At 49.9% G+C, this 14,384-nt stretch carries 11 protein-coding genes and 2 pseudogenes; 2 read left to right on the top strand and 11 right to left on the bottom strand.

What is annotated here, in order from left to right; genetic code table 11:
* Positions 1-202: 202 nt before the first annotated feature.
* The 3 genes and pseudogenes from aspA to JCM10914_RS09420 form a co-directional block, all read right to left on the bottom strand.
* A pseudogene (gene aspA / locus JCM10914_RS09430) lies at positions 203-1,632 on the bottom strand (aspartate ammonia-lyase).
* A gap of 147 nt (positions 1,633-1,779) precedes the next feature.
* Positions 1,780-3,156, bottom strand: coding sequence for a cell wall metabolism sensor histidine kinase WalK (locus JCM10914_RS09425; RefSeq protein WP_023960017.1), 1,377 nt, complete (start codon positions 3,154-3,156; stop codon positions 1,780-1,782).
* A gap of 6 nt (positions 3,157-3,162) precedes the next feature.
* Positions 3,163-3,873, bottom strand: a complete 711-nt coding sequence (locus JCM10914_RS09420) for a response regulator transcription factor (protein ID WP_023960015.1) — start codon at positions 3,871-3,873, stop codon at positions 3,163-3,165.
* Between the two features lie 159 nt (positions 3,874-4,032).
* On the opposite strand from JCM10914_RS09420, the gene JCM10914_RS09415 reads away from it, so the two are divergent.
* The gene (locus tag JCM10914_RS09415; RefSeq protein ID WP_023960014.1) at positions 4,033-4,770 is read left to right on the top strand and encodes a hypothetical protein; all 738 of its coding nucleotides are present in this window, start codon (positions 4,033-4,035) and stop codon (positions 4,768-4,770) included.
* Positions 4,771-4,868: 98 nt separating this feature from the next.
* On the opposite strand, the gene JCM10914_RS09410 is transcribed toward JCM10914_RS09415, so the two are convergent.
* Positions 4,869-5,786 (bottom strand): polysaccharide deacetylase family protein, encoded by a 918-nt coding sequence (locus JCM10914_RS09410; RefSeq protein WP_052019695.1) that lies wholly within the window; start codon positions 5,784-5,786, stop codon positions 4,869-4,871.
* Entirely contained in the window at positions 5,758-7,080 is a 1,323-nt protein-coding gene (locus tag JCM10914_RS09405) for an MFS transporter (RefSeq protein ID WP_023960012.1), read from the bottom strand. Before JCM10914_RS09405 ends, JCM10914_RS09410 begins: the two co-directional genes overlap by 29 nt.
* 163 nt (positions 7,081-7,243) lie before the next feature.
* Between JCM10914_RS09405 and JCM10914_RS09400 the strand changes: the two genes are divergently transcribed.
* Complete coding sequence (locus JCM10914_RS09400) at positions 7,244-7,960, top strand: DUF421 domain-containing protein (RefSeq protein WP_023960011.1); 717 nt, start codon at positions 7,244-7,246, stop codon at positions 7,958-7,960.
* A 97-nt stretch (positions 7,961-8,057) separates the two neighbouring features.
* On the opposite strand, the gene JCM10914_RS09395 is transcribed toward JCM10914_RS09400, so the two are convergent.
* The 6 genes and pseudogenes from JCM10914_RS09395 to JCM10914_RS09370 form a co-directional block, all read right to left on the bottom strand.
* Positions 8,058-8,663, bottom strand: coding sequence for a TetR/AcrR family transcriptional regulator (locus JCM10914_RS09395; protein WP_023960010.1), 606 nt, complete (start codon positions 8,661-8,663; stop codon positions 8,058-8,060).
* A 36-nt stretch (positions 8,664-8,699) separates the two neighbouring features.
* Entirely contained in the window at positions 8,700-10,148 is a 1,449-nt protein-coding gene (locus JCM10914_RS09390; RefSeq protein ID WP_370570230.1) for an MDR family MFS transporter, read from the bottom strand.
* 268 nt (positions 10,149-10,416) lie between these two features.
* Entirely contained in the window at positions 10,417-11,070 is a 654-nt protein-coding gene (locus tag JCM10914_RS09385) for a glycerophosphodiester phosphodiesterase family protein (protein WP_023960007.1), read from the bottom strand.
* A 56-nt stretch (positions 11,071-11,126) separates the two neighbouring features.
* Positions 11,127-11,692 (bottom strand): annotated as a pseudogene (locus JCM10914_RS09380) (carbohydrate ABC transporter permease).
* 286 nt (positions 11,693-11,978) lie between these two features.
* On the bottom strand, positions 11,979-12,929 hold the full coding sequence (locus JCM10914_RS09375) for a carbohydrate ABC transporter permease (RefSeq protein ID WP_023960004.1): 951 nt from the start codon (positions 12,927-12,929) through the stop codon (positions 11,979-11,981).
* Positions 12,916-14,274, bottom strand: coding sequence for an ABC transporter substrate-binding protein (locus JCM10914_RS09370; protein WP_023960003.1), 1,359 nt, complete (start codon positions 14,272-14,274; stop codon positions 12,916-12,918). The genes JCM10914_RS09375 and JCM10914_RS09370 overlap by 14 nt, the downstream gene beginning before the upstream one ends.
* Between the last annotated feature and the right edge of the window lie 110 nt (positions 14,275-14,384).

Raw genomic sequence — 14,384 nt, 5'->3', positions numbered from 1 at the left:
AATAAATCCTCCCTTTAGATGCTGATCTAGTAGTCCAAGCATTAAAAATACCTATAATAATTTAGCACAAATTCAACTCAATATACACCTATTTAAGTTTGTACATATGAAGCCACCGCCAACCCCCCTGCCCTCGTCTACTTGTTTCCATCAAAAAAACCGGCCAAGGCTCGGACCTTGACCGGTGGTTGCGACGCAAAAGCTACTGATTCAACAGGAACTCCTCGCCCGCAATACCCGGCGAAGTCATGTTATATGGATCTAGTATAACCAAGATCTGTTCTTCTGTGAGCAGCCCTTGTTCCAATATAATCTCGCGGATGCTTCGCCCCGTCTTCTGCGCCTCCTTCACCAGTCTGGACGCTACATCGTAGCCCAGATGAGGGTTAAGCGCCGTAATAATTCCGAAGCTTGTATCCACGAAGTGTTTGCAGCGTTCTTTATTTGCCGTGAGATCAACCATCAGATTTTTATAGAATACATCCATTCCGTTCTTCAAGATCTTCAAGGAATGCATCAAATTGTTGGCAGCTACCGGTACCATGACGTTAAGCTCGAACTGTCCCGCCTCACAAGCAAGGCTGATCGTATGGTCATTGCCGATCACCTGGAAAGCGATCTGGTTCATGACCTCTGCCATAACCGGATTAACCTTACCCGGCATAATCGAGGAACCCGGCTGTCTTGGAGGGACATTCAGCTCATTCAACCCCGCTCTTGGGCCGGATGCCATTAATCGAATATCATTGCACATCTTCGAAATGTTCACCGCGCAGACCTTCAGTGCAGCAGACAATTCCATATATGCATCCGTATTCTGTGTGGCATCTACCAGGTCCTCTGCTTGCACGAGTGCAAAACCTGTCTGCTCGTGCAAGTGCTGCACCACGCTCTGCATATATTCCGGCGTGGCATTCAGCCCCGTTCCTACCGCCGTTGCGCCCATATTAACGGTAAGCAATCCTTCGGCCGCACGCTCGATCCGTTTAATATCACGGCTTAGCACATTGGCATAAGCACCGAATTCCTGACCGAGCCGGATCGGCACCGCATCCTGAAGATGGGTGCGACCCATCTTAATCACATCATCAAACGCTCTCGCTTTCTCCCGAATCCCGTCCACCAAGGTGCGAAATACGATCAGCAAATCCTGAGTCAATCGGAATGAGGCAATCCGAATAGCAGTAGGAATGGCGTCATTCGTAGATTGCGACATATTGACATGATTGTTAGGATTGCAATAGAAATATTCCGCCTTCTTCTTACCCATAATTTCTAAAGCCCGATTAGCCAGGACCTCATTCATATTCATGTTAATCGAAGTACCTGCCCCGCCCTGAATGGAATCGACAATGAATTCCGAACGGAGGAACCCGGTAATAACCTCATCCGCCGCCTCCGTAATGGCAACCCCTATATTCTTGGGAAGCATCCCAGCTCCATGTTCGCGAGTGCTGTCGCTTTCTTGACTTCACCCAACGCAGAGATCAATTCCGGGTGGATCGGCACCCCGCTGATTGGAAAATTCTCCACGGCCCTCACGGTATTAATGCCATAATAAGCTGCTGCCGGAAGCTGCTTCTCCCCTAGAAAATCCCGTTCTACCCGATACTGCATATCCATGGACAACATCACCATCGCCTTTTGAATTTTTTATATATCCATGCTCATCCTGTTATCATCCAGCATGCCCGGATATATACAAAATTCTGCCTGCAATGTCGAAATCCTTTATTCTGTTCGCAATAGCTTACGTCTTTTGTAAGGAAAAAAGCTTATCTATATAAGCCTTCCTCGATACGGAGGGAATCCCAGTGAAATGACGGCCCCTCCTTCTTCGCGATTGGCTGCTGTAATAAGACCTCCGCATCGCTCTACGATAGCTCTGGAAATCGCCAACCCAAGCCCTGACTCGCCATTCTTTCCCTTCACGAAGCGATGAAACAAATTCGGCAGCAAATCCTCGGCAATTCCTTCCCCGTCATCGGCAACGTTCAATACGACGCGCCCCTGTTCAATTCCGGCCTGGATGTAAATATGCTTACTGGCATGTCTGGCCCCGTTCGATACGATGTTCAGCAGAGCTTGCAGCAGTTTGTCACGGTCAGCATAAACGATTAAGGCATCATGCTGCATATAGGTTGGATGAACGAACAGACCTTTTTTTACGAGCACAGGGTTCATTCTTTCGATAGCTTCTTCCACGAGCTCTTTCAGGTTAACCGCCGTCGCTTTGAATATATCATCTTCACTGTCCAGCTTCGCCAGCAGCGTCATCTCGGTGACGATATTCTTCATTCTGCTGCTCTCGCTCATGATGATATCCAGCCCCTTGCGAACGTCGTCCCCTTCAAACACCCCATCCCGAATCCCCTCCGCATAACCGGAGATCGACATCAAGGGAGATTTCAATTCATGGGAAGCGTTCTGGAAAAACTGCTTCTGCGCATGGTTATAGCGATCAAGCTCTCCTGCCATCTCATAGACCGAATCGGCCACGCTTCCAAGCTCTCCACTTGCCGCAACTCGCTGAACGCTTGAGAACTGCCGCTGCTTCGCCTTCTTCAGTTCCTCCTGCAGCAGCATAAGCGGCTTTATGAATTTCTTGGTAATGAACAGGCTGAGTATCAACATCATCATGGCGCCAGCACCGAAGATTAGCAGCAGCCGGCCGAGCAGCGCCTGCTCGATCGCTTTGATCTTGGCGATTGGCGTGATGAGGGTAAGTGTACCCTGCGGAACAACGCTGACCTCCGTGAGAAACATATCGTTTCTCAGAAACTCGCCTGTTGCCTCCGAATGGTTCATATTTAACGGCTGTGCCGTTGTAACAGAATTGAACTGTACCGCTGACGTAGAGCTAATCGGCGTTGAAGCAACCAAGTTGCCTTGTGGGTCGCGAATGATCGCCTCAACTTCGGCCATGGGGGTAGCTATGACCCCGCTCACAGGCAGCTGCGTCATTTCAAACGGAATGCTCTGTGCGGCAGCCGACTCTAATTTCGCGGTAAGCTCAGCCCCCATGGTCTGCATATCCTTCCTCTGCGTGCCAATGAAGTGATCCAGCAGTACAAAATGAATAACTACCGCCGTCACCGAAAGCACCATAATAAGCATCAACGCAAACGCAAGATTGATTTGATGCAGCAGCTTCATATCGAATTACTCCTCCCCATCGGTTCGCATCCGATAGCCGTGTCCCCAGATCGCTTCTACCGGCAAATGCTCCATTTTTTTGCGGATTCGCTTGATCAGATGGTCTACCGCCCGATCACTCCCGAAATAGTCATCACCCCACACGGCGGTCAATAACTCATCGCGCGTAAACGCACGATTCGGGTTCTCGGTGAACACTTTCAGCATTTCAAACTCCTTATTCGTCATGTCCACTTCCTCGCCATTCCAAAACACGCGTCTTTCATCCAGCAAGAGTTGAAGTCTCCCATTGGATAAGGGTATCGAAGTGCCAAGCACGCTGGTTGTTCCTTCCGCACGGTTGAATTTATACCAGCGGTTCAATTGCCGCTTAACCCGGGCTACCAACTCGCGCGGACTGAAGGGCTTGACCATGTAATCATCGCTGCCCAGTTCAAGCCCCAGTATCTTATCTACTTCGCTATCCTTTGCCGAGATCATGATAATGGGGACTTCGGCCTCCGCACGGATTCGCCGGCATAATTCGAATCCATCCATGCCGGGCAGCATGATGTCCAGCACCCACATATCCGGAGGGCTTTGTCTCCACATCTCCCACGCTTCCTCCGCTGTTTCGAGTCCTACGGTGCGGTAATCCTCCTTGCGAAGATAAGCTTCGACTAGATTGCGAATATGTTGATCATCGTCCACAACGGCGATGAGGTAGTTATGATTCATCCTGTACCTCCATGCTTAATCTCCTCCAAGTATACCAAGCGCAGGACAGCGATTGGGGGAATGCCATTGTTTTTCCACAAATACACCAATGTTCTGCCAATACTGGCCCGTACACTGGGTACTGTAAGACAAACCAAACCTGATAAGGAGTGTTGTACAATGAAACACAAGCTTTTTGGTAAACTCGCGCTGTCTGCTGCGCTGCTCTCCGTGGCTGCCGTTCCGGTGCATGCTGCTGGCAACGATGCGGTGAGCACTGCACCGTCCCTAAATATTGAGGGGGTCCAGGCAATATCGACAACCATCGGCCATTTCCAAAGTCCGCTCGAATTAGCCGAGAAATACGCGCCGGATACGGTGAAGGATTGGAAAGAGGCGCTGAAGAAATATGACGAGTTGGCTGGAACTGAGGACGGGTTACATTTTGCGGAAACCCAGCCGGTGGTCAGGATCCATGATCTTGCAGGGGTAGCGCTGCCTGAAGGCGAGTTTGCCGAATCCATAACCCTTGAAATCTCAGCGGCAGATGTCAAAGACTTTAAGGACTGGAAAGAAACTAAGAACCTGAATGGCGTTAAGGCGATTAAGGGAGACACGTTCTTCAGCGTGGCCAAGATCAATGATGCCGTGGCATCTGCGAAAGACGGAGCCTTCACGGCCGTACAGCCAGTTAAAGCGAGTGCCGACAGCGTTCAATACGAACTGCTTGAGGGCAAGGAGGTTAGCTTGTCGGCTGTAGCCATCAGCGATGAGAGCCGCTCGTTCATTCATGCAAGAATGGACCTGTTCAAAGCGGTTGAATCGAAAGATTCGGACGCCATTAAAGAGGCGCTAGCGAACCTTCTGGACGAATACAAGAAGCAGATCGTTCAGTTGGAAACTGAATCTGGGGAGTAATACTGTAAGTTAACATATGGCGGAGCAAGCTCAATGTACTTAAATAGCGCAACAGACCCTGCCGGTGCCGCCGCAGTCTGTTGCGCTATTTAGATTAATCATGGCTTAGCCGCTATAACTTTCATGAGCTTGATCGCCGATTGCAACCGCGGCCGCTTGCAATGCTCCTCGACATATCGGTAATCCGTCAGGATAACGTCGGCGTCCCGCAAACCGTAAGCAAAGTCCTCATCAAGCAGCAGGCGATACTCCCATACGCGCTTCTCCCAATTCGGAATATGGGCCCGCATCCACGCGTCTTCAGCACCTGGATGAACGTAGGTTTCGCTCACCCCTTCAGGCAGCACATACAACTTCGCAATAATCGACTTCTTGAAACTATCGTAGGTCTCTCCCTCCACTAACGGAAAGGGATGCGAGAGCAAGTAATCCGGAATGGCCACGCCGAATGTATCCGCTAGACCAGATGCCAGAGCTACAGGGCGCTCAAGGTTCTGCAACGAACTTAGTAATGGATCGCCAGGATAGATATAGCGGAATAGCCGTGCAGGCAGTCCCCAGCGCGCGGTCTTCCATAACATTTGCGGGATCAGGCTTCTTCCGGTTTCCATGCCATACAAACTCCCCATGTGGTTATCGATATGGCTGATCTGGATGCCCGCTTGCCGTGCACGTTGGTACTGTGCCTCAAGCTCCTTTAGCACCGCGCCCGTCTCTGCCCCCTCCTCAAACGCCTTCACCGTCTGATATTGGTGATCGCTATCATCGTGCAGCGAGGAATGACCGGTCAGGCTGCTCCAGCGCAAAGCTTCGAACTCGCTGGTCAGCGTCAGGTGCAGTCCAATATTTCGCTGCTTCCGGCGCGCTGCCCAGGCGGCTGCTTCTTCAAAACCCGGGGCCACGGTCATAATCGTCGCCGAAGAAGCTTTGTTCTCATCCAGCAGATGCATGATCGCCTGATTCATTGCCTGGCTTTGTCCGAAATCGTCACAATTGATGATCAATCGTCGCGTCATGGTCATGCTTACCTCCAGTCGTTGTTGAGAATTCGATCCTCGTCAGAAAAGATAACAGGAACGAGAGCAGCAAGAGACCAAACGGAATAACGCTGATTAAATACCGGAAGGTTGCTTCCGGGTCGCTCCCGGGATTATCCCCGCTCTCATATCCAAATACGAGACTAACGATCAGAAACGCCACGGCGGAGATCAGTCCACTCGAACGGGTTATAAAACCGCTAACGGCTGTGTAGATCCCTTCCCTACGCTGACCGGTCCGCTGGGCATCTTCATCGATGATTCGGCCGCCTACAATCGCCGGTGTTACCAAGAATCCTGCCAATCCGAACCCTACCCCGATTCCCGCCAGAATACCGCTGATCAGATTAAAGCCGAACCAGAGCGGGATAACCGAAACAGCGTATACAGCCAGTGACAATCGCCATGCCTTGACTCCGTCCATGCGGCGAATCATCCAGTACCATACGAACACGAGCGGGATAACCGATACGAAGACGGAGGCGAGCAGAATGGATACCTGATCACCCGGAATCTTCAGCACGTACTTGGCATAAAAGGGAATGGTTGAGCTAATAAGGCCGTTCACGGTCTGGGCAAAGGAATTCGAGATATTAAACACCCAAAATTTCTTATTGCTGAGTGTGTGCCGGAACGCTTCCACCAGTCCGAGCTGGTTCCCTGCCGAATTCTCCTCTTGCTCCTGCACATGAAGCATGCAGAGAAACATGAACACCCCGAAGAGCACTGCATAAATGATCGACATATTCGAAAAGCCGAGCGCATCATAGATTATAGGCGTCAATGCTGTTCCGATCAGAAGCGCAACCACTTGGTATCCCTGCTGGATGGCCGAAGCTTTCGCACGCAGCCGATCTCCCCGGAACAGCTCCGGGAACAGTGCTCCATAGTTCACCCATAGTACCGTTGCTACCGCTTCATACAAGATCAGTGCGATCACAAACCACATAAACAGCCCGTTCTGCGATAGTCCGGCCGGCGGCGAGAATACGAGGACGAAGGTTAACATGAACAACGGAATGGCACCGAATACCCACGGCCTGCGACGCCCGAATCTGGTCTTCGTTCGATCTGACCAAAAGCCCATCAACGGGTTGTTAACTGCATCCCAGATCAGAAATATCGTACGTGCCAGCGAAGCCAATCCGATCCCAAGACCTAATGTATCCACGTAAAAAAAGATGTAAAAGGAACTGAACGCCTGACTGGGCACCATCATGGCAAACATCCCGAGTGAGAATGTATACGGCGAATTGATCAAGCTGCGCTTCATGCGCTTCCCTCCATCCGTTTCGGACGATTTTGTTGTACACTATTCGCCTCCGTGCCGGATTATACCTGCCTGTTACGAGGGAAGACGCGGTTACGATACATATTTTACTAACGATCGGCGAACCCTCATAAGTAGCTTGACATAGGCGGAAAGGATGAACCCCATGGAGATGTTAAAAGATATGTTGATCGTCCTCGGCCGCATAGCCACCATCTATCCACTCTTGCTAGGTGTCACGCTCTTTATGGGACGGCGTTCCGTAGGGGAGTTACCCGTCTTTGACTATATTATTATTCTCTCCCTGGGTTCGGTCATCGGTGCGGATATCGCAGACCCCTCAATCCACCATCTACCTACTGCTTTTGCGATTGTTGCCATCGGTGTCCTGCAAAAAACCGTCTCCTACCTGCTCATCAAAAACCGGCGTTTCGGCAAATGGATCACATTCGAGCCGATCATCGTCGTAAAGAGCGGTCAGTTCATACATACGAATCTGAAGAAAGCCCGCTACTCGATCGATAATATCCTGCAGATGCTGCGCGAGGAACAGATTTTTGATATTTCAGGCGTCGACATGGCGGTATTAGAGCCCAACGGAACATTATCGGTCATGAAAAAGCTGGAGAAAACCACCGTAACCCTGGAGGATCTGAAGTTGAAACGCCAGGACTCGGGTCTCTCCTACGCGATCATTAAGGAAGGCCGGATGCAGACCATTACTCTCGAGAAGCTGAACCTGTCCCAACAATGGCTGGAGAAACAGCTTGTGCAGCACGGAGTTCCGCTGGATCAGGTGTTCTTCGCTTCCCTCAATGATCAGATGAAGCTGAACATTACGATCTATGACAAGGAAATTCCGATTCCCCCGTTGTATCACTAAGGAAGCGATGGGGCACGGACAACAAAAACGCGTACGACGGATGCTACATCCATTGTACGCGTTCTTATTTTTCGATTATGATGATGTTCCATATTTGCTAAGAAGCTGAGGATGAGCGCTCCACAAACAACGGATCCACGAAGCTTCTGCAATATTCCTCCGCGATCTGCTGGGCATCGTAGCCCATGTCACGCAAGTAGAGGATAATGTCCGCCCGCGGCAGCGATGCCAACATAACGGAAGTGAAGTGCGGATCAAGCGGTGATAGTTCGCCCCGCTCCGCCGCATCTTCCAACAGACACTTGATCTGGATGCGCAAATATCGGAAAGGTGGATTCTCACACAGATTATTCTTCGTATCCTCCAGCCGATCAGATGTAAGCATCACCCTCAGCCACTCCAAATCTTTATTGAAATGAAGGATGACCCTGGTCATTACGGTCCGCAAACGATGTGCAGTCGGTTCTTCGCCGCTGTCACAAAGATAACGATCCAGCTCTTCTATGAAGTCATCGATCTTGGCTTCCATCAGTGTAAAGCAAATTTTACTCTTGCTCTGATAACGCCGATACAGGGTCGCTTGCCCGATACACGCTGTCTTGGCGACTTGATGCATGGACACATTCTCGACCCCATATTGGTCAAATAAAGCTTGAGCCGTATCCAGAATTTTCTGACCTAACTCGTCATTCTCTTTCGGCATGCATGCATTCCTTTCTTAATTGAACACACGGGAACCTTATACGGCGGACTTTTCTTCTTCCGGTGATGTTGTACGTCTGATGAAGAAGCCCAACACCAAGGCAATAATAGCCAATACCAGCCCGGTTACAAAGGAATTATGAAGGCCTGCAACCATGGCTTCTACTAAATTCTGATCCCCGGTTGTTTCAATATATTTTTTAGAGCCTGCAGACATGATACTAATAAAGAGTGCCATCCCGACAGCTCCCGCCACCTGTTGCAATGTGTTCATGATCGCTGTACCGTGTGGATACAACTTCCGGGGCAACTGATTCAGAGCGGTCGTCTGCGCTGGCATCATCACCATCGAAATCCCTATCATCATCATAACATGCAGGAAGATCACATAACCACCGCTCCAGGACGAATCGATCCGTGAGAACAGGAAGATTGCAAGGCAGAGCAGCAGCAAGCCCGGTCTAATCAACACTTTCGGTCCGAACTTGTCAAACAGTTTACCTGTAATAGGCGCCATAATCCCGTTGATGATTCCACCCGGCATCATAACCAAACCTGCGGCTAGCGCCGTCAAACCTAGGGCATTCTGCAGGAACAATGGCAGCATGATCATCGTAGAGAACATACTCATCATCAAGACGAGCATGAGCACAGTAACGAGTGAGAACATCGGAAACTTGAAGGTGCGCAGATCCAGCATCGGTTCCTTCACCGTCAATTGTCGACGAACGAACAACAGTAAGCTGATTACGCCGGCTACGATGCACCACACAACGACAGGATCAGACCATGACCCTCTCTCTCCAGCACTGCTGAAGCCATATACAATTCCACCGAAACCTACGGTTGACAGAATAATGGATACAAAATCCACTTTCGGCTTCGTCAACTCGGTTACGTTCTTCAGGAAGATCGCTGCAAACAAGATGGAGAATGCAGCCAAAGGGATTACCAAGTAGAACAACCAGCGCCAGCTCAGCGCATCCACGATCAGCCCGGACAATGTCGGCCCAATCGCTGGAGCTGTCATAATGACGAGCCCGATCATCCCCATCGCGGCTCCACGATTCTGCGGAGGATAAATGCTAAGTATGGTATTCATCAATACCGGCAGCATCAAGCCGGTACCGATCGCTTGCAACACTCGACCAAGCAGCAGCACGCCAAATACCGGCGCGAACCCGCATATAATAGTACCTATTAAGAATAATGACATGGCACCGATAAACATCTGCCTTGTTGTAAACCAAAGTTGAAGCATCGCTGTTATCGGCACCAGAATACCGACAACCAGCATGTAAGAAGTAGCTAACCACTGAACGGTGGATTCTCCAATCCCGAATTGCAGCATCAAGCTTGGAAAAGCTATGTTCAGCAGCGTCTCATTCAAGATGGAAACGAACGCGCCAATAATCAGTGCGGCAACAATCGGCCCTCTCTTTATCTTGCTTAAATCAATCTTGGCCGTACTTGGCCCCACTCCCATATCCAAAACCGTATCCTCCTTGTATCTCTATATATACGGACAATTGTCGCTAATGCGAATTCTATTCTATCGGACAATCCGCAGGTCAATCGAAAAAACAATTTATACTATTCTTTCCGGTTATCACACCATGCATGTCACTAAAAAAGATCTGCCCGCAACGAGTGCAGGCAGATCCGTAATATGAACTACATATTGCCGGCTTGTTTACTCAGGACATTCTTCTCCTTGTAGACTTTCGCCCATCCCTCCAGATTATTCGTCACGATCAGTACATCGGAGTACTCAGCCAGTGATTCCAGCACGGCTCATCATCAGGTGTCCACAGCACGAGCTGATAACCACGTTTGCGTACCTCCTCGATAAAGTGAGGTGTAACGTATACATATTTCACCGAAATATAACGCGCGCCGATCTCCTCCATAAACGGGAAAATCGATGGCGTTGCCCCGTAGATCACGAGTCCAAGCTCGATATCAGGATCGATGCTGCGCGCTTTCTGAATGGAATAATGATCGAAGGAGGTCAGGAATACCTGCTTCTCCATCCCCGTCTGCTTAATTACATCAATAACCTTCTGCTCCAGACCAGGATACGTATCTCCTGTTTGCTTCAATTCGATATCAACCTGCATCCGATCCTTCGCGAAGAGCAGGACTTCTTCTAAAGTCGGTATCTTCTCACCGGAACCTGCATCCAATTGGCGGATCTCCTCGAACGCAAATGATTGTATCGCTCCTGTTCCATTCGTGGTACGATCTACCGTCGCGTCGTGAATGACAACCGGCACACCGTCCTTCGTGAGCTGTACATCCAGTTCTATGTGTGAGAAGCCCAACTCTAACGCCTTCTGAAAACCAAGCATCGTATTCTCCGGATATTTCAGCGGATAACCTCGATGTGCCAATCCCCGTACTTCCATGATTGAATCCTCCATCTCTTATGCTTAATGAACTTTCGAGCACTGAATTCGTGGTGTTATTTAAATGTCGAGTTCGCCATCGCGGCTACGATATGCTTCTGCATTACGGTAAACACGATGACGATCGGGATGATTGCCATCACACTGGATGCCATGATGACATTGAAGAACATTGCTTCATTACCCGCAATTGAATCCCGCAGCATCGCAATTCCTACCGTTAAGACACGCATATCATTATTATTAGTCATGATAAGCGGCCAGAAATAAGAGTTCCACGATGAGATAAAGATTAAAACGCCCATCGTAACAATCGTTGGCATCGCATGGGGAAGAGCAGCTTGTACAGAATGGAAAAGCGACCGGCCCCATCCACTCGTGCTGCCTCCAGCACATCATTGTTAATCGACTTGAACGCTTGCCGGAGCAAGAAGATCGCATAGGCTGACGCACCGTGCGGTACAATGAGTGCCCAGAACGTGTTCAACCAATCCAGCTTAGACATCATCACGTATACCGGAACGAAGATAACCTGCTCCGGCACGATCAGTGCGGCCAGCACGAGGAAGAACAATGCATCCCGTCCCCAGAATTGCCCCTTGGCAAAAGCATAGGCCGCCATGAGAGCCACGTTCAACTGAAGAATGATCGTTCCTACAGCCATGATCAGCGTGTTGCTGAAGAAACGAGCATACGGAATGACCTGAAAGGCCTGAACGAAGTTATCGAACATAAAAGATTCCGGCCAGAACGTTGGTACCGCCATCCGCATTTCCGCTTGGGTCTTGAATGCACTGATAACCAGCCAATAAACCGGGAAGAACATAACCAGCGTCACAACGACCGCAGCGATGATGCGAATAGCCATCCACATGTTGCGATTCCGGGATGAACCCGCCATCTGACTATTAGCCCTCATAATGCACCTTCTTCCTGCTGACTACCCATTGAACCAATGTTAACAGCAATATAATCACGAACAGGATCATAACCAGCGCAGACGCCCTGCCCGTCTTAAACTCGGAGAATGCCATCGTATAGATCCAGTACACGATCGCGTTGGTCGCTTTGAGCGGACCACCATTCGTCATAACGTCAATCGACTGGAACACCTGCATGGACGAGATGAAACTCGTAATGACCAGGAATAACGTCATTGGCGACAGCAACGGCAGTGTGATGTTGCGGAACTGTCGGAAGCGGCTGGCACCGTCAATCGATGCTGCCTCGTAATACTCGGCCGGAATGCCGCGCATACCCGCGATAAAGAGAATCATCGCGAAGCCAATGCCCTTCCAGACCGATACCGCCACAAGTGCCGGCAACGCCGTTGAAGGATTGTTCAACCATTCCACCGGACTCATTCCGAACCAGGATACAACCTGGTTAAGCAGCCCGTATTGGCCATTGTAGATCCAGGTAAACACCATGGCTGCAACGACCATCGATACGTAATACGGCATAAAGATGACGCCGCGCATGAATCCGAACAAACGAGAGGACGACACGTTGAGCAGCAAGGCTAGAGCCAAACCGATCGCCAGCGTGAACACGACATCCATCAGCGTGTAGAGAAACGTAACTTGCAAAGATTGATAGAAATCCTCATTCGTCAATAAGCGAGTATAGTTATCCACGCCCACAAACTTTTTCGTTGGCCGGGTCATATTCCAGTTGGTGAAACTGATATAAATCGAATAAATCAACGGGTAATACAAAAAGACGCCCATAAACAGCAGAGCCGGGACGGCAAACGAGAAGTCTTTCCACTTCTCGATTAACGTATGCGATATCCCTTTAGAGACCGAAGCGGTCGCCCGATCGGGCGCCGCTTTGGTTGTTTTTTTATTCGTCTCCATCGGCATCACTCATAGTCAGCAGGATATCATTGATCTTCTTGGCTGCTTCCTGCATGAGTGGTGCGGGATCTTTTTGGTTAAGAATCATCTCTCCGATGACTTCCTTGTACACTTCGCTGAACTCTGGGTATGCAGGGTGCTGCATGCGAGGAGTCACTTCGTCGAAGTGCTCGAACACTGCGCTGTATTGCGGCCATCTTTCGAAATACTGCTTGCCTTCTTCGGACTCAATGGCTGATTTGCGTGTTGGCAGATATCCGACCGATTCCGCCCACTTGATATTCTCTTCAGCCGAGGTCATAAACTCAATAAACTTCCAAGCCGCTTCCTTCTCGAGATCCTCTGCACCGTTCATCATCACGATACCGGCACCGCCGATATTGGAGGTACGCATTTTGTCACCAGGAATGAAGGATACGCCGACTTCAAAGTCTGCATTCTCCAAATACATCTTGAGCAGAGCGGAGGAGTGCTGAACCATAGCGATCTCGCCGCTCAGGAACATTTGACGCATGTTGTCGGAGGCACCTTTACCAAAACCCATATGAATGCTTCCATCGTTCAGCCATTTGTAGAAGTTCTGGATGTAACGCAGGGAATCCTCGTTCTCGACCGCAGAAGCACTCAGGTCTTCCGTCAGGATTGCACCGCCACCGTTAATGTTCCAAGGATCGTAATACCAAGTATCCCAACCTGGCACGGAGAAGGCATAACGCGTCGTTTTGCCGCCTTCCTGCTTCGCTACCTTGGCATTGAAGTCTTCGATTTCATCCCAAGTCTGCGGCGGCTCTACGCCGAGCTCGTCCAGCATCGTCTTGTTGTATACGAACACACTCGTACTTACGATTAGCGGGAAGCCGAACTGCTGACCGTTGTAGGCATAAGCGTTGATCATACCCTGCGAGAAGTCGTCCATCTTCACTTCGTCGCGCTTAATCCAAGGTCCGAGGTCAGCGAAGACGCCGCTATCCGCAAAGTTAGCCAAAGATGCAACTTCGACGTTCGTTACCGCTGGCACATCGTTCGCGGCTACTGCCGCCGACAATTTCTTGTGCAGATCCGGATAACCACCCTGGAATACCGGTTCTACCGTAATATGAGGATATTTCTTCTGGAATTCCGCGATCATGTAGTTCAGGCCTTCCAACTGCGCATCGCCGTGAGCATGCCAATACTGGATCTTAATCGGAGTGGTATCATCCTTCAGATCACTGGAAGCCGCTTCGACGTCGTCCAGGTTAACTTCTCCGCCTGCAGCTCCACTGCCGCCACCGCTGCCTCCGCATGCCGTGCTGATAACCATGAATATGGTCAATAGTGTCAACAACCACGTTTTCTTTTTCATTGCTAGTCTCTGTCCCCTTTCAAATCTAACTGGTGTTACCATTTCCCATCATTTCTGTTCTCTTGAATCCATGTTAGTTCGACCTACCCCTTAAAAAGCGCACAAAAAAA

It is taken from the genome of Paenibacillus sp. JCM 10914 (assembly GCF_001315105.1).
Classification (GTDB): domain Bacteria; phylum Bacillota; class Bacilli; order Paenibacillales; family Paenibacillaceae; genus Paenibacillus_AQ.
The sequence above is the reverse complement of the archived record's forward strand: the minus strand, read 5'-3'. Positions and strand labels throughout refer to the sequence as shown.

Bases quoted from the DNA above. Each gene is read 5' to 3' on its own strand.
- JCM10914_RS09410 (WP_052019695.1), bottom strand. From the start codon at position 5,786: ATGACGCGACGATTGATCATCAATTGTGACGATTTCGGACAAAGCCAG.
- JCM10914_RS09415 (WP_023960014.1), top strand. From the start codon at position 4,033: ATGAAACACAAGCTTTTTGGTAAACTCGCGCTGTCTGCTGCGCTGCTC.
- JCM10914_RS09400 (WP_023960011.1), top strand. From the start codon at position 7,244: ATGGAGATGTTAAAAGATATGTTGATCGTCCTCGGCCGCATAGCCACC.
- JCM10914_RS09370 (WP_023960003.1), bottom strand. From the start codon at position 14,274: ATGAAAAAGAAAACGTGGTTGTTGACACTATTGACCATATTCATGGTT.
- JCM10914_RS09405 (WP_023960012.1), bottom strand. From the start codon at position 7,080: ATGAAGCGCAGCTTGATCAATTCGCCGTATACATTCTCACTCGGGATG.
- JCM10914_RS09420 (WP_023960015.1), bottom strand. From the start codon at position 3,873: ATGAATCATAACTACCTCATCGCCGTTGTGGACGATGATCAACATATT.
- JCM10914_RS09375 (WP_023960004.1), bottom strand. From the start codon at position 12,929: ATGGAGACGAATAAAAAAACAACCAAAGCGGCGCCCGATCGGGCGACC.
- JCM10914_RS09425 (WP_023960017.1), bottom strand. From the start codon at position 3,156: ATGAAGCTGCTGCATCAAATCAATCTTGCGTTTGCGTTGATGCTTATT.
- JCM10914_RS09390 (WP_370570230.1), bottom strand. From the start codon at position 10,148: ATGGGAGTGGGGCCAAGTACGGCCAAGATTGATTTAAGCAAGATAAAG.
- JCM10914_RS09385 (WP_023960007.1), bottom strand. From the start codon at position 11,070: ATGGAAGTACGGGGATTGGCACATCGAGGTTATCCGCTGAAATATCCG.
- JCM10914_RS09395 (WP_023960010.1), bottom strand. From the start codon at position 8,663: ATGCCGAAAGAGAATGACGAGTTAGGTCAGAAAATTCTGGATACGGCT.